The sequence below is a fragment of the Nocardioides aestuarii genome, from assembly GCF_039527245.1.
Classification (GTDB): domain Bacteria; phylum Actinomycetota; class Actinomycetes; order Propionibacteriales; family Nocardioidaceae; genus Nocardioides; species Nocardioides aestuarii.
Genome location: NZ_BAAAJT010000002.1, coordinates 1,381,671 through 1,398,055, shown reverse-complemented (window position 1 = coordinate 1,398,055; position 16,385 = coordinate 1,381,671). Strand labels below are relative to the sequence as shown.

14 protein-coding genes are annotated in these 16,385 nt (G+C 74.6%); 2 read left to right on the top strand and 12 right to left on the bottom strand.

Going from position 1 to position 16,385, the window contains the following annotated elements; genetic code table 11:
- Positions 1-13 precede the first annotated feature (13 nt).
- Together ABD091_RS07200 and ABD091_RS07195 are read right to left on the bottom strand one after the other, a co-directional pair.
- Complete coding sequence (locus tag ABD091_RS07200; RefSeq protein ID WP_343916854.1) at positions 14-1,429, bottom strand: FAD-binding oxidoreductase; 1,416 nt, start codon at positions 1,427-1,429, stop codon at positions 14-16.
- Positions 1,430-1,456: 27 nt separating this feature from the next.
- Positions 1,457-2,077 carry a pyridoxamine 5'-phosphate oxidase family protein gene (locus ABD091_RS07195; protein ID WP_343916852.1) on the bottom strand — a complete coding sequence of 207 codons (621 nt, stop codon included), beginning with the start codon at positions 2,075-2,077 and terminating at the stop codon, positions 1,457-1,459.
- Between the two features lie 80 nt (positions 2,078-2,157).
- Between ABD091_RS07195 and ABD091_RS07190 the strand changes: the two genes are divergently transcribed.
- Positions 2,158-3,198, top strand: a complete 1,041-nt coding sequence (locus tag ABD091_RS07190) for a hypothetical protein (protein WP_343916849.1) — start codon at positions 2,158-2,160, stop codon at positions 3,196-3,198.
- Entirely contained in the window at positions 3,195-3,911 is a 717-nt protein-coding gene (locus tag ABD091_RS07185) for a hypothetical protein (RefSeq protein ID WP_343916847.1), read from the top strand. The genes ABD091_RS07190 and ABD091_RS07185 overlap by 4 nt, the downstream gene beginning before the upstream one ends.
- A 1-nt stretch (position 3,912) precedes the next feature.
- Here ABD091_RS07185 and ABD091_RS07180 read toward each other — a convergent pair whose 3' ends face one another.
- The 10 genes from ABD091_RS07180 to pyrE form a co-directional block, all read right to left on the bottom strand.
- Positions 3,913-5,076 (bottom strand): pyridoxal phosphate-dependent aminotransferase, encoded by a 1,164-nt coding sequence (locus tag ABD091_RS07180; protein WP_343916845.1) that lies wholly within the window; start codon positions 5,074-5,076, stop codon positions 3,913-3,915.
- Entirely contained in the window at positions 4,958-5,779 is an 822-nt protein-coding gene (locus ABD091_RS07175; protein WP_343916843.1) for an ABC transporter ATP-binding protein, read from the bottom strand. Before ABD091_RS07175 ends, ABD091_RS07180 begins: the two co-directional genes overlap by 119 nt.
- A 5-nt stretch (positions 5,780-5,784) precedes the next feature.
- A complete protein-coding gene (locus ABD091_RS07170) occupies positions 5,785-6,660 on the bottom strand; it encodes an ABC transporter ATP-binding protein (RefSeq protein WP_343916841.1) in 876 nt (291 codons plus the stop codon).
- Positions 6,657-9,335: a hypothetical protein gene (locus tag ABD091_RS07165; protein ID WP_343916839.1), complete on the bottom strand. Its 2,679-nt coding sequence runs from the start codon at positions 9,333-9,335 to the stop codon at positions 6,657-6,659. Before ABD091_RS07165 ends, ABD091_RS07170 begins: the two co-directional genes overlap by 4 nt.
- Positions 9,332-12,280 carry an FtsX-like permease family protein gene (locus ABD091_RS07160; protein ID WP_343916837.1) on the bottom strand — a complete coding sequence of 983 codons (2,949 nt, stop codon included), beginning with the start codon at positions 12,278-12,280 and terminating at the stop codon, positions 9,332-9,334. Before ABD091_RS07160 ends, ABD091_RS07165 begins: the two co-directional genes overlap by 4 nt.
- A 110-nt stretch (positions 12,281-12,390) precedes the next feature.
- Entirely contained in the window at positions 12,391-13,422 is a 1,032-nt protein-coding gene (gene fbaA / locus ABD091_RS07155; protein WP_343916835.1) for a class II fructose-bisphosphate aldolase, read from the bottom strand.
- A 133-nt stretch (positions 13,423-13,555) separates the two neighbouring features.
- Positions 13,556-14,254, bottom strand: coding sequence for a TrmH family RNA methyltransferase (locus ABD091_RS07150; protein ID WP_343916833.1), 699 nt, complete (start codon positions 14,252-14,254; stop codon positions 13,556-13,558).
- Positions 14,254-14,895 (bottom strand): maleylpyruvate isomerase N-terminal domain-containing protein, encoded by a 642-nt coding sequence (locus tag ABD091_RS07145; RefSeq protein ID WP_343916831.1) that lies wholly within the window; start codon positions 14,893-14,895, stop codon positions 14,254-14,256. Before ABD091_RS07145 ends, ABD091_RS07150 begins: the two co-directional genes overlap by 1 nt.
- Positions 14,896-14,904: 9 nt before the next feature.
- Entirely contained in the window at positions 14,905-15,864 is a 960-nt protein-coding gene (locus ABD091_RS07140; RefSeq protein ID WP_343916829.1) for a DUF368 domain-containing protein, read from the bottom strand.
- Positions 15,857-16,384 carry an orotate phosphoribosyltransferase gene (gene pyrE / locus ABD091_RS07135; RefSeq protein ID WP_343916827.1) on the bottom strand — a complete coding sequence of 176 codons (528 nt, stop codon included), beginning with the start codon at positions 16,382-16,384 and terminating at the stop codon, positions 15,857-15,859. Before pyrE ends, ABD091_RS07140 begins: the two co-directional genes overlap by 8 nt.
- Position 16,385: the final 1 nt, after the last annotated feature.

Genomic DNA, 16,385 nt, shown 5'->3' with positions numbered 1-16,385 from the left:
AGGAAGTGCCCGGTCAGCGTGGGGGCAGGACCTTCCCGGGGTTCATCAGCCCGTCGGGGTCGAGGGCCTGCTTGATGCTGCGCATCAGGTCGAGCTCGACGGGGTCGGTGCGCGCGGCGTTGGCGTCGCGCTTCGCGGTCCCGAGGCCGTGCTCGGCGGAGATGCTGCCGCCACGCTCGGCGACGGCGTCGTAGATCGCGTCGGCGAGGTCGCCGGCCGCCGCCCGCAGGTCGTCGTCCGAACCGCCGTCGAGCGCGGCGGCGAGGTTGTGGTGGACGTTGCCGTCGCCGACGTGGCCATAGGTCACCAGCCGTACGCCGGGCAGCACCGCCTCGAGCCGACCGGCCGTGTCGGCGAGGAGGTCAGGCAGCAGCGCGACCGGCACGCTGACGTCGTGCTTGAGGCTGGCGCCGTCGTGGTTCTGGGCCTCGGAGATCCCCTCGCGCAGCAGCCACAGCGACTCGCGCTGGGTCGGGCTCCCGGCGACGACGGCGTCCGTGACCAGGGACGCCTCGAACCCGGCCGTCAGCGCCGCCTCCAGCGCGGGCTCCAGCCCCTCGTCGTCCGTCGCGCCCGACAGCTCGACCAGCGCGTACCAGTCGTGGCGTTCGCCGAACGGGTCGCGCGCGCCCGGAACGTGGCGCAGCACGGTGTCGAGCGCCTCCCGCGACACCAGCTCGTACGCCGCCAGCGACTGCCCGGCCCGCGCCCGCACCTGGCCGAGGAGCGACACCGCCGCCTCGACCGACGGCAGGGCCAGCCAGGCTGTCGCGTGCCGTGGGGTGGCGGGGAAGAGCCGGAGGGTGGCGGCCGTGATGATGCCGAGCGTGCCCTCCGAACCGCAGAACAGCTGGGTCAGGTCGTAGCCGGTGTTGTCCTTGCGCAGCGGCCGCAGCCCGTCCCAGACGCGGCCGTCGGCCAGCACGACCTCGAGCCCGAGGACCAGCTCGCGCGCCATGCCGTAGCGGAGGACTGCCGTCCCGCCCGCGTTGGTCGCCAGGTTGCCGCCGATCGTGCAGGAGCCCTCGGAGGCGAGCGACAGCGGGAAGAGGCGGTCGACGGCTTCGGCCGCCGCCTGGACGTCGGCGAGCACCACCCCCGCGTCGACCGTGAGGGTGTCGCCGGCGGCGTCGACCTCGCGCACCCGGCGCATCCGGGCCAGCGACAGTACGACCTGCGTCCCGCTGTCGTCGGGCAGCGCGCCCCCGGACAACCCGGTGCCGCCGCCGTGGGGCACGACCGCCACGCCGGCCTCGTGGCACAGCCGCACGGCGGTCGCGACCTCCGCCGTCGCGGACGGCCGCACCACGCAGTGCGGTCGGCCGGAGCCGGCGCCGCGCCAGTCGGTGGAGTAGGCCGCGAGGTCGTCGGGCTCGGTGAGGACCGCGCCGGGTCCGAGGGCGGAGGTCAGGTCGTCGATCACGGTCACGGGGTCGATTCTGCGTGACCGGCAGGATCAGCGGCCCAGGACCTCGCGATCCCCGGGGTCGCGGGCCGGGTCGTCGGCCGCGAGCGCGTCGTACGCCCAGTCCGACCGCTTCCACTCCGGCACCGGGGTGGGGGCGCCGGCTTGCGGGACGAACCGGGACCGGCGCTTGAGCTCGTAGCGGTGGATGTAGCGCGGGCAGTTGGGGTAGACCGAGCGGACGTGGACGCGGACGACGAGCTGGGCCTCGGGCCACTCGGGGAGGAGCGGGTCGTCGAGGTCGATGCTCGCCTCGCCCTCCAGCCGGAGCCGGTGGCCCTGCTCGAGGTCGATGAAGAGCAGCCCGACGTGGGGATTCGTGGAGACGTTGCCGACGGAGAGGTACATGCCATTGCCGTCATAGTTCGGGAAGGCGATCGTCCTCGGGTCGAGGACGCGGACGAACCCGGGTTCGCCGCCCTTGTGGGAGCAGGTCGGCCGGCCGTCGGCGTCGGCGGTGGCGAGGAAGAACATGTCGCGTGCCTCGATGAACGCCTTCGACCCCTCGTCGACCTCGGCGTGGACCAGGAGCGTGTCGATGCGATCGGCCAGGGCGCGGGTGTCGAAGTGGTCCTGGAACGACCGGCTGCCGTCGTGGAAGCCGCTGGGCATGCCACCAGTGTCCTCGGACGGGTGCGACCCGTCGAGAGGCTCCGGTCGGCGCGTCAGGGCCGTCGGGGAGAATGGCGCGCGTGAGCGAGACGAGACCACGGCCGGGACACACGACGCTGGCGGGCGCGCTGGTGGTCGGCGGTGCGGTCGGGGTGGTGGTCTCGGTCGCCGAGCAGCTCTCCGGCCTCTACTCGCTCGAGACCCGCGAGCAGGTGACCCAGTTCCTCGAGACGCCGCCCGGCTCGGACTTCGGGCTGTCGGTCACCGCGGCCCTCGACGGGCTGCGGGTCGTCCTGATGGTGCTCGCGGGCCTGGCCACGGCAGCCGGCGTGCTCGGCTTCCACGCGCTCCGCGGCAGCACCGGCGCCCGGCTCGGGCTCAGCGTGCTGGCCTTCCCCATCTTCGTCCTCGGCATCGCCGTCGGCGGCGTGCTGACGGCCCTCGTCGCCGCCGGGACCGCCCTGATGTGGAGCGGCCCGTCGGCCTTCTGGTTCCGCGGCGAGCCCGTGCCCGAGCGGCCACGGCGTGAGGGCCCGGCGGGCCAGGCCGGCGCCCCGCCGCTGCCCGTACGCCGCCCCGGGGCCACGCGGCCGCAGGACCCGGCCGGGGCGACCCTCACCGCCGAGCGCCCGACCGCGCCTCCGGCCGGTCCGGCCGTGCCCGGCCCGCCGCCGGTGCGCCGCCGGCCCGACGCGCTCGTCTGGGCCTGCGTGCTGACCTGGGCTTTCTCGGGCCTGGCCGCGGTGATGATGGGCGCCAGCGCGCTGCTGATGGCGACCAGCCCCGACCTCGTGGTCGAGGAGCTCCAGCGCCAGGGCAACGAGCTCGGTGACACCGGGGCCGACGCGATCACCGAGGCCGTCTACCTCAGCGCAGCGGTCATCATCGGCTGGTCGCTGCTGGCCTCCGTCTTCGCGGTGCTCGCCTTCCGCGGCGTGCCGGCGGGACGGAGCGGCCTGCTCGCCTCCGCCCTGGTCGCGGCCTTCGTGTCGCTCCTCGGCGTCCTCGCGACGGCGGTCGTCGTCGTGCCGGCCGTGGCCGCGCTGGCGACCGTGGTGCTCCTCAACCGGGCCGAGGTGCGCGCGTGGTGCTCGGGACCGCGTGGGAAAATCGAGCCATGAGCGACCACGAGCCCGGCCAGCCCTGGGGTCAGACCTCCGGTCAGCAGCCCCCCGCCTACCCGCCGCCGCAGGCCAACCCCTATGGCCAGCCCGCCCCGCAGCAGCCGCCGGCTCCCCAGCAGCCGTCCGGCCCGGCGCAGCCGTTCGGCCAGCCCGGCCACGGCCAGCAGCCGGCCTACGGCGCCCCGGCCCCGGCCTACGGCGGCCCGGTCGGACCGCCGTCGGACAAGCGTCCCGGCACCGTCACCGCGGCAGCGGTGATCACCTTCGTGCTCAGCGCGCTCGCGGTCGTGGGTGGGGTCTTCGCGGTCTTCGGCATCCTCCTCGCGCGCGGCGAGATCGTCGCCGCGGTCGAGCGCGAGATCGCGAACGACCCGACGATGGAGCAGCAGCTCCAGGGGTTCGACCCCTCCTTCGTCGTCACCATCACCGTCGGCGTGGTCATCGGCTTCGCCGTCTGGGCGCTGCTGGCGATCGTGCTCGCCGTCCTCGCGATGCGTCGATCGAGCGCCGGGCGGATCGGGCTCGTGGTCTCCTCCGTGCTCACGGCGCTGCTCTCGCTCGTGCCGACCTTGACGACCTACGTGCCGGTCCTGTGGCTGTTCGGCTCGATCGCCGTCGTGGTGCTGCTCTTCACCGGCGGCGCGAGCCAGTGGTACTCCCGCACCGGCGCGCCCGCCGGCCGTGGCGGCATGGCGCCGCCCGTCGCCTGACCTACTTCTCGAGGATGGCCCCGCCCAGTCGGCGGAGGCCGTCCTCGATCACGTCCGGCTCCTTGCAGAAGGCCCAGCGCACCAAATGGCGCACAGCGGGTGCCTCGCTATTTTCGTGGAAGCCCTGCGCCGGGATCGCGACGACCCCCGCCCGCTCCGGCAGCGCCTCGCAGAACTCCAGGCCGTCGCGCCAGCCGAGGTGCCCGACGTCGGTGAGCGTGAAGTAGGTGCCCTCGGGCACGCGCGGGTCGAGCCCGATCCCCTCCAGCCCAGCGCACAGCAGGTCGCGCCGGGTCTGCAGGCTGGCGGCGAGCTCGGCGGGCCAGCCGTCGAGGTGGTCGAGCGCGTGGGCGACGGCGTGCTGGAAGGGTGTCCCGCTGCAGAACGACAGCCACTGCTTGGCGTCGAGGACGGCCGCGACGAGGTGGGCCGGACCGGTCGCCCAGCCGATCTTCCAGCCCGTGACCGAGTAGGACTTGCCGACGCTCGACAGCGTCAGCGTCCGCTCGGCCATCCCGGGCAGCGTCGAGATCGGGGTGTGGCGGCGGCCGTCGAAGACGAGGTGCTCGTAGACCTCGTCGGTGATCACGGTCAGGTCGTGCTCGACCGCGACGTCGGCGACGGCCGTCAGCTCGTCGTCGGTGAGCACGGTCCCGGTCGGGTTGTGGGGGGTGTTGAGCAGCACGAACCGGGTCCGCGGCGTGACCGCGGCCCGCAGCTCCTCGGGGTCGAGGCGGAAGTCCGGCGCGCGGAGCCGGACGGGGCGGCGTACGGCGCCCGCGACCTGGAGCATCGCGACGTAGCTGTCGTAGTAGGGCTCGAGCACGACGACCTCGTCGCCCGGCTCGACCAGCCCGAGCAGGGCGGCCGCGACCGCCTCGGTGCAGCCGGTCGTCACGCAGACCTCGCGGTCGGGGTCGAGCTCGATCCCGTAGTGGCGCTGCTGGTGGCGCGCGATCGCCGCGCGCAGCGGCGGGATCCCGATGCCGGGGGCGTACTGGTTCGCGCCGTCGGCCATCGCCTGCTGGGCAGCGGCGATCAGGCCCTCAGGTCCGTCGGTGTCGGGGAACCCCTGCCCCAGGTTGATCGCGCCCGTCCGGACCGCCAGCGCCGACATCGTGCTGAAGATCGTCGGCGGGATCCCCGTCAGTCTGCTCACCGGCATGCGTGCCACGGTACCCATCGCCGCTGGCCCCCACCGCGGGGGAGACCACCCGCCCGTCGTCGAGGTGGACGACGGCGTCGGCGAAGTCGGCGACCGACGGGTCGTGGGTGGCGACGACCGCGGTGGTGCCCTCCTGCTCGACGAGCTGGCGGAGCAGTTCCATCACCTGGGCGCCGGTCTCGGAGTCGAGCTGGCCCGTGGGTTCGTCGGCCAGCAGCACGCGAGGACGGTTGACCAACGCCCGGGCGATCGCGACCCGCTGCTGCTGGCCACCCGACATCTCCTCGGGCCGCTGCCGCGCGTGGGCGGTGAGCCCGACCCGGTCGAGCAGCTCGGCGACGGCCTCGTCGCGCTTCCGGGTGTCCTGCCGCCGGATCCGCATCGGGAGCCCCACGTTCTCCTCGGCCGTGAGCAGGGGCAGGAGGGCGAACTCCTGGTAGATCACGCCGACCGTGTCGCGGCGCAGGGCCACCAGCTCGGCGTCGCGCGCCGTCGTCAGCTCCAGGCCGTCCACCTCGACCGATCCCTGCTCCGGACGCAGCAGTCCTGCCACGACGTTGAGCAGGGTCGACTTCCCGGCGCCGGAGCGACCGGTCAGGGCGACCACCTGTCCGGCCCCGACGTCGAGGCCGACGCCGCGCAGGGCGTGGACGTCGGCGCCGCCGTGGCGGTAGGTCTTGTGCAGGTCGCGGACGCTGATCATGGCGGTCATCGTGGGTCCTCCGGCCAGATCTGGATGTGGTCGTCGACGAGCTCGAGCCGGACCCGGTGCTGGAGGCCGAGCGCGGCGACGAAGTCGTGGGGGAGCTGGAGCCGCCCGGCCCGGTCGAGCACGGCGTACTCCTCGGCGACGTGGTGCTCGCCCTCGCCGGCCCGGCGGCGCAGCGTCTCGCTGGAGGTGCGGCCGTCGCGGATGGCGACGGTGCGCCGCACCTCGGCGGTCACCGTCGGGTCGTGGGTCACGATCACCACCGTCGTGCCGTGGGTCTCGTTGACCTGCTGGAGGGCGGCGTAGACCTCCTGCGACTCCGCGGTGTCGAGGTCGCCCGTGGGCTCGTCGCAGAAGAGCACCTGCGGCCCGTTGGCGAGGGCGACCGCGACCGCCAGCCGCTGCTGCTGCCCGCCGGTGAGCGCGTCCGGGCGCTCGTCGGCGACGTCGGCGATGCCGAGCTGGTCGAGCAGCTCGCCGGTCCGCTGGGACCGCTCCGACCTCGACCGTCCGCCGAGCCGCTGGGGGAGCGCGACGTTCTCGGCGGCGGAGAGGTAGGGCACCAGGTTGTCGCCCGAGCGCTGCCAGACGAAACCGCAGGTGCGCAGCCGGTACTGCCGGCGCTCGGCGCGACCCATCGCGAGCAGGTCGTGGCCGGCGACCACCGCCCGCCCCGCGCTCGGGGCGTCGAGCCCGGACAGGATGTTGAGCAGCGTCGACTTGCCGCTGCCGGAGGCGCCCACGATGGCGACCAGCTCGCCCGGCTCGACGCGCAGGTCGAGCCCCTGCAGCGCGACGACCTCGACGCCCTTGCGCTTGTAGATGCGCACGAGCCCGTCGCAGTGGATCTGTGGCTGGGTGTCGGTGGGGCTCATCGGCGCTCCGTTCGTTCGAGGGGCTCGTGGGGCCGCCGGACCGCGACCAGGCCGGCCAGCACGACCAGGCCGACGCAGAGGGCGGCCGCGAGGACGACCGACAGCCCCGACGGCAGCACACGGACTGCGTCCTGGGTCGCGGTCAGCCCGGCGAGGTCGAGGCCGCGGTCGGCGACCAGGACCATCAGCCCGCCGCAGGCGAGCGAGGTCAGGCAGGCGACGGCGACGAGGGGGGCGACGCCGAGCACCGACACCCGCCGAGCCTGTCGGAGGTCGCCGCCGAGGGTGACGAGCAGGGTGCCGGTCCGTCGGCGCAGCGGGCCGCCGAGCGTCACGAGCAGCACCACCGCGAAGCCCGCCACCAGCGCGGACCCGACGGCGACGGCCAGCAGCACGGCCGTCGTCCGGGTCACGACGGGCGAGGACAGCTGGGCCTCCTCGACCTCCGACCGGACCCGCACCTGGCCGAGCGCGGACCGGTCGCGCACGATCCGCTCGACCTCCGTGACGTCGGGCGAGCCCTTGATCAGGATGTCGTCGTACGACGTGAGGTTGCGGCCGGCGGCCTCGGACAGCGCCGCCGCGTCGATCGCGACGAACGACTCGCCCGGTGCGGTGACGCCGGGGATCCGGTCGACGCGCCCGGCGACCTCGACCGGCAGCAGGGAGGTGGCGTAGCGCAGCTCGGTCGCGGGATCGGCGACCTCGAGGTCGGGGGAGACGAGGATCGGCATCGCCTCACCCGTCCGCGCCGGCAGGTCGACCCGGAACGGGCCGTCCGCGCCGACCTCGCGCATCGCGTCGGGGTCGAAGGCGACCAGCCGGACGCCCTCGACGCCGAGGTCGGTGGAGAGGGACACGCTGGGGGCGCTGAAGACCGGCGCCGTCGCCTCGACGCCGGCCAGCCCGGCCAGGGCCTCGGCGGTGTCGTCCTCGAGGCCGGGGGCCTGCGCGACGACGTCGGCGCCGACCTGCTCCCAGCCCGTGCGCTCGGCCGCGGCGCGCAGCGAGTCGCCGAGCGCGACCGAGACGCCGGCCGCGGTGAGCGCGAGGACGACGGCGGAGGTGGCGACCACGACCTGCTGGGAGAGGGCGAGCCCCTGGCTGAGCCCCACGACGGGCGCCAGGCTGCGTCCGCGGGTGGCGATCCGCCGCAGGACGCCGAGCAGGAGCTGCAGCAGCCGCAGTGCGACGACGGAGGCCGCCGCGCCGACCAGGGGTGCGGTCACGAGCGTCACCGGGTCGGAGACGTCGAGGTCGCCGCGGCGCCACACCAGCCACACCGAGGCGACGGCGAGCACCACCAGCACCAGCTGGACCGCGTCGCGTATGACGAGCTGGACGACCGACTGCTCCCGGTCGGAGCTGCCGAGCTGGGCCAGGGCCACCAGGGCCACGCAGAGGCCGGCCGTCACCAGCCCGACGACGAGGTCGCCCGCCTCACCGCCGGCCAGCACGACCACGCCGGCCGCCACCGCGATCCCGGGCAGGGTCAGCAGCAACGCCTCGCCGGCCCGCTGCCCGAGCAACCACCGCACGCCCGCGCCCCGGGCACGCACCACGCGCGTCGTCGTACGCCGCCGGCCGGCCAGCACGACGGCGGCGGCGAGCAGCACCGCGAACCCGCCGGCCGCCAGCGACGTCAGGCCGAGCAACGACATCCCCTCGCTGGTCGCGCGCTGGGAGACGACCTGCTCGGCGAGGTCGCCGAGCCCGGTCACGGCGGTCTCGTCGAGGGAGCGCGCGAGCGGCGGCCATGACTGGAGCTCGACCTCGCGCGCCTGCGCGACGAGCTGGTCGGTGTCCGTGAGGGAGGTCGAGGTCGCCGGGTCGAAGGTGTAGCGCAGGTCAGGCCGAGCCTCCCACGTCGCCCGCAGCACCGTCGTCGGGTCCGCGGCCACGGCGGTCGCCCGCACGGTCCGGGCGTCGGGGGTCGGGTCGATCGCGGGCTCGCGTGCGGTGTCGGCGTCGTCGAGGGGCGTGGGGAACGCGTCGGCCGCCTCGTAGGTCCCGACGACCCGGAGGACGGCCGGCGGCCTGACGCCGCGGCCGAAGCTGAGTCCCGAGAGTGCGACGAGGTCGCCGATCTCGACGTTCATCTCCGAGGCCGCGGTCTCCTCGAGCACCACCTCGACGACCTCGACGTCCGGCAGCGGCAGACCGTCGCCGCGGTCGACGCCGATCTTGGCCAGATAGGCCTCCTGGGCCGGTGCCGGGAGGTCGGCGACGGACACGGTGGTGACGCCGGGGTCGGGGAGCCTGCCGTCGACGACCTCGACCAGCGACTCCAGGCCGGGCAGGCCGGCGACGGTGAGGAACGAGGGTACGGCGGGTCGGGCCGGCAGGACCGTCGGCACCATCTCGGGGCTGGCGACGGACGCCCGCGGCTCGGGGTCCACGGTGGCCCGGACGGCCGGGGGGAGCGCCGCCGCGACGGCCTCCGGCCCGCCGGCGGGCAGCTCCCGGTCGCCGACCTCGACGTAGGTGACCTTCACCTGGGTGGCGGCGTACGTCGCATCGCCGAAGGTCGCGCGGGCGAGGTCGTCGGCGGTGCTGCGCAACCACAGGCTCGCCCCGGTGGCGCCGACGACGAGGCTGGCGCACAACAGCACCAGCAGCGAGGCCAGCCCACGGTCGGCGAGGCTGGGACGGGCGAGGCCGGGGGAGCGGGTCATCGGCGGCTGCCCCCCTCGAGGCGGGCGAGGACCACCATCGCCAGCAGCGGGACCAGGGCCATCGCCAGCAACGGGAGCGCGATCGAGGGCCCGGGGACGTGGAGCTCGGGGGCGGGCACGAGCAGCCGGCCGTCGGGACCGAGGGTCATCGACACCAGCGTGACGCGGGCGACGAGGATGCCGACCCCCACCCCGAGGGCCATGCCGGCGCCCGTCGTGAGGGCGTACTCCACACCGGTGACGCCGAGGAGGTCGCGACGCCGGGCGCCGACCGTGACGAGGGTGCGGTCCTGGGTGGCGCGCTCGCGACGGCGCAGGAGCACGACGGACAGCAGCAGCAGGGTGCCGACGACGAGCCCGCCGCCGCTGGTGAGGACGAGCAGTTCGGCGAGGGCCGTCCCTCCGGTGCTCGGGTCGTCGTCGAGGCGCGCGCTCACGCCGGCGGCGCTGACCACGGACTCGGCGACGTCCGGTCGCTCCCCGATCGCGGCCGTGACGTCCGCCGTGCGGTCGGGTGTCACGTCGAGCCACCACTCGTCGGGCGGGCTGCCGAGCCCGGCGACGAAGAGGGAGGGGAGCGCCGAGCCGGAGTCGAGGAGCATCCCGTCGCCGTCGGACTCGGTCGCCGTCCGCAGGTAGGGCACGACCGCGACGACCTCGAGCTCGGTGGGATAGCCGAGGACGTCGAGGGAGAACGTGCCGCCGACCTCGAGCGAGGCCGCGGACGCCACGGCCGAGGTGAGGACGACCGGCACGGTCGCGGGCAGGCTCGGTGGCGACCCGAAGGTGACGACACCGGGGTCGCCGGGCCGGCGGAGCCACAGGCCGCGCTCGGTCAGCCGCCCACCGTCGGTGCTGACCACGACGCGGACCGGGCCCCGGCGGGCCGGGGTCCCGGTGCGGACCGCGACCAGCCGGCTGTCCGGCGCGAGCAGCCCGGCCAGGTCGACCTCGACGCCGGCCCTCCTCGCCCTCGCGGTCAGCAGGGTGGGCGTCCCGTCCGGATCGGCGAAGAGGAGGCCGACCTGGTCGTCGAGCGCGAGGCCGTTGCCGCTCAGGTCGACGCTGAGCCGCGTGGCGTCGTCGGGGATGGCGACGCCCGTGTCCGGGTCGCGCAGGGGACGGTCGAGGAGGCGTGCGCGCCCGGCCGAGGACAGGGCCCCGGGCGGCAGCGCGTCGGGGTCACCGGCGCCCGGGAGCGGGGCGACCAGGACCCCGGCGGGGACGCCCTCGACGAAGGTCTCGTCGCGGCGGACGGGAGCCACGGCGGTGACGCCGGGCAGCCCCGCGAGGAAGGACTGCTCCTCGGTGGCCCCCGCGCGGAGCGCGCTGGCGGGGGGCAGGATGCGCAGGTCGCTCCCCACCTCGAAACCGGCGCGGGCCTCGCGGGCGTCCGCGCTGCTGAGGCGCTGCGTGGCGGCGAAGGCGAGCGTCCCGGACGCGAGGATCACGACCAGCGCGAGCGGCACGGTGCGTCCGGACGCGCGGGCGGCGAACCGGGTGCCGAGGGCGACCGAGACGCCCCGCGACGGTCCGAGGGCCAGCGCGCGCAGGACGAGCGGCAGCACCAGCAGGGCCACGAGGACGGCCAGCGCGAGCAGCAGCAGGGCCGGGGAGGTGACGAGGAACGGGTCGACGGTCGCGGCTCCGGTCGCGCCGGTGACCACGTCGCCGAAGCCGCGCAGCTGGAGGACGGCGAGCGCACCGAGGACCGAGACCAGCAGGACCGCGGCGACCAGGGCCGTGAGGCGGCGACGTCGCTGCTTCTCGACGCTCAGCTGCTCACCGCGGTCGCCGGTGAGGGCGCGCAGCACCACCGGCAGGACCAGCGCGACCAGGCAGACGGCGCCGGCGATCGCCGCGGCGATCCACGCGGCCGCCGTCAGCGGCGGGCGGAGATCGCCCAGACGGACCACGGCGCGCGCAACGAGCGGTGAGACCGCGACCGCCGCGCCGCACAGCGCCAGGCTCTCCACCAGGGTCGGGGAGAACAGCTGGCGCGGCCCGGCGCCCCGCGAGCGCATCAGGGCGGCCTCGTCGCGGCGGTTCTCCGCCAGCGCCGAGGCGACGAGGAACAGGCACGCGGCTCCGAGCAGCAGGAGGAGGGCAGCCGGGACCAGCAGCAGCGCCCGGAGCACGACGAGCTCGCGGGAACGCTCGGCGAGCTGGGTCGTCAGCGCGGTCGGTTCGGCCCGGATCGTCGCCGAGGCCGCGTCGGCCGCTCGCTCGACGCCGGTGCCGAGGGCCGCGGAGGCCGTACGCCGGAGGTCGTCGAGGCTGGTCGCGTCGAGCCGGTCCAGCGCCGGCACGGCCCGCCACTTCGCCGAGCTCCCGGCCCCCGACACCGCTTCGAAGTCGTCCGCGGGCAGGACCAGGGTCGGTCCGTCGAAGCTGCCGAAGGAGGTCGCGCCCGCGGGGTCGACCGACCAGCTCCCGACCACCACGGCCTCGACCTCCCGGTCGTCGGCCCGGTTGCGAAGCGACAGCGCGTCGCCGACGGCGGCGTCCGCTCCGGTCGGCACGGCGACCTCGAGCGGGTCGCCCCCGGCCTCGGGCGCTCGACCGGCGTCGTAGGCGATCGCGTCGTCGGCGCCGGTGATGGCGGTGAAGGCCCACGTGGCACCGTCGGCGCCCGCCTGGTCGTAGGTGCCGGAGTCGAGGCGCCGCACGACCTCGCCGCCGGCGACCGCGGTGACCGTGTCGAGCTCGTCGCGGACCGCCTCGTCGTGGGCGGCGGAGTCCGCGGCGTCGTACGTCGTGACGTAGGTGACGACGGCGTCGTCGGGCGGGATCTCGGCCAGCCGCGAACGCAGCGAGGCCTGCTGGACCAGCGGCAGGGTGGCGCCGATGCCGGCGACGAGGGTGCAGACGATGAGGACGTTGACCGCGACGGCCAGCAGTGGTGCCGGGTGTGCTCGCGCCCTGCTGAGGACCAGGGCGAGCATGCCCCACCCCCCTCAAGCACAGATCCGACGCCGACGACCGCTCAATCTGTCAGAACTTCGACAGAAGGTCAGCCGGTCGGCGCCGGATCGTCACGGAGTCGTGACCCGGATCAGCCCAGGGACTGGCCGCTCGAGCGCAGGTTCTCGCAGGCCTCGACGACGCGGGCGGCCATGCCGGCCTCGGCGGCCTTGCCCCACGCCCGTGGGTCGTAGGCCTTCTTGTTGCCGACCTCGCCGTCGACCTTGAGGACGCCGTCGTAGTTGTCGAACATGTGCCCGGCGACCGGCCGGGTGAAGGCGTACTGGGTGTCGGTGTCGACGTTCATCTTCACCACGCCGTAGTCGAGGGCCTCGGCGATCTCCTCGGGTGCCGAGCCGGAGCCGCCGTGGAAGACCAGGTGGAAGGGCTTCGAGCCCGGCTCGAGGCCGAACTCGGAGACGACGGCGTCCTGGGCGTCCTTGAGCACCGAGGGGCGGAGCTTGACGTTGCCGGGCTTGTAGACGCCGTGGACGTTGCCGAAGGTCAGCGCGGTCATGTAGTAGCCGCGGTCGCCGTGGCCGAGCGCCCGCGCGGTCGCGATCGCGTCGTCGGGGGTGGAGTAGAGCTTGTCGTTGATGGCGTTCTCGACGCCGTCCTCCTCGCCGCCGACGACACCCACCTCGATCTCGAGGATGATCTTCGCGGCGATGCACTTCTCGAGCAGCTCCTCCGCGATCGAGAGGTTCTCCTCCAGCGGCACGGCCGAGCCGTCCCACATGTGCGACTGGAACAGCGGCGCCTCGCCCCGCGAGACCCGCTCGGCCGAGAGGTCGAGCAGCGGCCGGACGAAGCCGTCGAGCTTGTCCTTCGGGCAGTGGTCGGTGTGGAGGGCGATGTTGACCGGGTAGTTCTTCGCCACCTCGGCGGCGTAGGCCGCGAACGCGACCGAGCCGGTGACCATGTTCTTCACGTTCGGCCCGGAGAGATAGTCGGCACCGCCCGTCGAGACCTGGATGATCCCGTCCGAACCGGCGTCGGCGAAGCCCTGGAGGGCGGCGTTCAGGGTCTGCGACGAGGACACGTTGATGGCCGGGAAGGCGAAGGCGTTCCCCTTCGCCGCGTCGAGCATCTCGGCGTACTTCTCAGGCGTAGCGATCGGCATGCCGCCACCCTAGTGGCTACTCACCGGTCGCCCGACGGCGAAGAATTCTCCGTCTGGATGCTGGACGGGTCCGCGGCGTGACCCTCGCGGCGCTGCCTCGTTGAGCAGGGTGAGCTCGGGGGAGATGCGGGGCTCAGCCCCGCCACAGGCCTGGGCCCGGACCCCCGTCGCGGTCGTGCAGATCCGCGTGGGTCCGGACCCAGGTGTGCATCGCGATCGCCGCCGCCGCACTGGCGTTGATCGACCGGGTCGAGCCGAACTGTGCGATCGACAGCGCGCCGTCGCACGCCTCGCGCGCCGCGTCGCTCAGCCCCGGCCCCTCCTGGCCGAAGAGGAGGCAGACGTCGCGGGGGAGGACGGTCGTCTCCAGCGGCTGCGAGCCCGGCAGGTTGTCGATGCCGAGGAGGGTCAGGCCCTGCTCGTGGGCGTACGCCGCCAGGTCCGTCGCCGTCGGGTGGTGACGCAGGTGCTGGTAGCGGTCGGTCACCATCGCCCCGCGGCGGTTCCAGCGCCGGTTGCCGACGATGTGGACCTCGGCCGCGAGGAACGCGTTGGCGGTGCGCACGACGGTGCCGATGTTGAAGTCGTGCTGCCAGTTCTCGATCGCGACGTGGAAGCCGTGACGGCGGGTGTCGAGGTCGGCCCGGATCGCCTCGACGGTCCAGTAGCGGTAGCGGTCGACCACGTTGCGCCGGTCGCCGTCGCGCAGCAGCGCGGCGTCGTACTGCTCCCCGGTGGGCCACTCGCCCTCCCACGGCCCCACCCCGACCTCGGGCGGGCCGTGCGGCATCGGGTCGTAGGGCGCCCGCTCGTCGTCGGGCTCGTCGTCCATCAGAAGGCGGACACGCTCTCGGGCGCCCGCTGCGGCCGGCTGAGCGCGCGCAGGAGCCCGGTCTGGCCGTGCCGGTCGACGGCCACCTCGGTGAGCAGCGACAGCACCCGGCGGGCCGCCTCCTCGGGGAACTCGGGGGTCTCCAGCCCGACGCTCGCGGCGAGGTCGTCGCCGTGGACGAGCATCTCCATCAGCCGGGTGACGGCGAAGTCCTCCACCGACAGCGACCAGCTCTGCCAGTCGAGCAGGACCGCGTCATCGTCCTCGACCGAGGCGAGCGCCGCGGCGAGGCCCACCAGCTGCTCGGTGGCGTGGCCCGAGAGCTCGGCGGGACCGCTCGACGCGCGCGCGTTGTCGGTGTCGCGGATCGAGGTGTTGACCTCGTCGTCGAGGTCGGTGTTGGCCCACGCCGCCCGCCGGTAGTGCTCGAGCAGGCTGATGGGGGTCTGGTCCGTGCGCGCGTCGGGGAACAGCCGGACCAGCAGCTCGACCTGACGGACGGTGTGGTGGGCGAGGCCCCCGACGGTCATGCCGGCGCACGCGCTCTCGTCGGTCCAGTGCTCGCGCACCTCGGGGGAGAGGGCGAGCCCGGTGACGGTGCGGGCGGTGGCGAGGACGTCGGCGGTCAGCGAGAGCGGCATGTCCAGAACCTAGCCGTGCAGGGCGAGGGCCTCGCGCCGTGCCTCGACGACCACGAGGAGCGCGACCACCGCGCCACCGACGACCGCCAGCAGGACGGGGCCGAGGACCGGGTCGTAGGGGGCGAGCAGCGCACCGGGACCGCTGAGCTCCTCCTCCGAGCCGGACTGCCAGGGCCACAGCGCCCGCAGCGACCCGGCCATCAGGCCGGCCATCGCGAGGAGCGTGCCGCGGCGGTGGTGCTCGAGCAGCCAGTGGAGCACCTGCACAAAGGACGCCAGCCCCGCGATCGCGCCCAGGGCGAAGACGGCGACGTAGCCGAGGTCGCGATCGTGCACGGCGTCGAGGGTCGTGGCGTAGAGCCCGACCGCGAGCAGGAAGAACGACCCGGAGACGCCGGGCACGACGAGGGCGCAGATGGCGACGGCCGCGGCGAGGAACACCACGACCGAGGACGGGTCCGCGGACGTGCCGCCCCCCGCGAGCCCGACCAGCACCCACGCGACCGCGGCGGGGACGAGCAGCAGCAGCCCGTCGACGGCGGCCGGGCGGTGGGCCGGCGGCAGCATCCGCAGCGGCACCACGATGCTGACGGCCACCATGCCGAGGAACAGGCCGCGGGCGTGCTCGGGGTGGTCGGAGACGAACGCGCTCATGACGCCGGCCATGGTCACGACGGCGGTGCCCATGCCGACCAGCACCGGGACCACGAGCCACCAGTCGGTGCGGCGCAGCTCGGACCCGGCGGACCGCAGCCGGTCGGGGCCGGTGACCAGGCGCCGGCCCGCCGAGACGACGTGGGAGGCCGAGCCGATCAGCTGCTCGTAGAGCCCCGTCACCAGGGCGACGGTGCCGCCCGAGACCCCCGGCACGAGCTCGGCCATGCCGATGAGGAACCCGCGGGCGAGGTCGAGGGGCAGCAGGGCGCGGCTGCGTGCGGGGTGCGCCACTGGCGTGGTCGTCTCAGCCACGGACCGCGTCCAGCTCGGCCTTGGTCAGCACCGGGTGGACCGTGAGGTCGACGTCGGCGAGCGGGTTCTCGCCGGCCGGGCTGCGGTCGATGGCGCACACCACGTCGGCCACCGTGGCGCCGTACCCCCGCAGCGCGCGGGTGGCGTCACGCACGGCACCGCCGGTCGTGATGACGTCCTCGACCAGGGTGATCCGCCTGCCGTCGACGTCGGGGCCCTCGGCGAGCTTGCAGGTGCCGTAGGTCTTGGCCTCCTTGCGGACGAACAGCGCCGGCAGCCCGGTGCGGGCGCTGAGCACCGTCGCGATCGGGATGCCGCCCATCTCGAGCCCGCCGAGCAGCTCGGTGTCCGTCGGCAGCAGCGGCTCCATCTCCGCGACGACACGGGCGAGGAGCGCGGGATCGGCCTCGAAGAGGTACTTGTCGAAGTACTCGTGGCTCACCTGTCCGCTGCGGAGGGTGAACTCGCCGGAGAGGCGGCACAGGGCGTCGATGTCGCGCGCCAGCTGGGGGTCGGCCATG

Excerpts from the sequence above, each read along its gene's own strand:
- ABD091_RS07195 (WP_343916852.1), bottom strand. The coding sequence starts at position 2,077 with ATGCCCAGCGGCTTCCACGACGGCAGCCGGTCGTTCCAGGACCACTTC.
- ABD091_RS07185 (WP_343916847.1), top strand. The coding sequence starts at position 3,195 with ATGAGCGACCACGAGCCCGGCCAGCCCTGGGGTCAGACCTCCGGTCAG.
- ABD091_RS07180 (WP_343916845.1), bottom strand. The coding sequence starts at position 5,076 with ATGCCGGTGAGCAGACTGACGGGGATCCCGCCGACGATCTTCAGCACG.
- ABD091_RS07175 (WP_343916843.1), bottom strand. The coding sequence starts at position 5,779 with ATGATCAGCGTCCGCGACCTGCACAAGACCTACCGCCACGGCGGCGCC.
- ABD091_RS07170 (WP_343916841.1), bottom strand. The coding sequence starts at position 6,660 with ATGAGCCCCACCGACACCCAGCCACAGATCCACTGCGACGGGCTCGTG.
- ABD091_RS07165 (WP_343916839.1), bottom strand. The coding sequence starts at position 9,335 with ATGACCCGCTCCCCCGGCCTCGCCCGTCCCAGCCTCGCCGACCGTGGG.
- ABD091_RS07160 (WP_343916837.1), bottom strand. The coding sequence starts at position 12,280 with ATGCTCGCCCTGGTCCTCAGCAGGGCGCGAGCACACCCGGCACCACTG.
- fbaA (WP_343916835.1), bottom strand. The coding sequence starts at position 13,422 with ATGCCGATCGCTACGCCTGAGAAGTACGCCGAGATGCTCGACGCGGCG.
- ABD091_RS07150 (WP_343916833.1), bottom strand. The coding sequence starts at position 14,254 with ATGGACGACGAGCCCGACGACGAGCGGGCGCCCTACGACCCGATGCCG.
- ABD091_RS07145 (WP_343916831.1), bottom strand. The coding sequence starts at position 14,895 with ATGCCGCTCTCGCTGACCGCCGACGTCCTCGCCACCGCCCGCACCGTC.
- pyrE (WP_343916827.1), bottom strand. The coding sequence starts at position 16,384 with ATGGCCGACCCCCAGCTGGCGCGCGACATCGACGCCCTGTGCCGCCTC.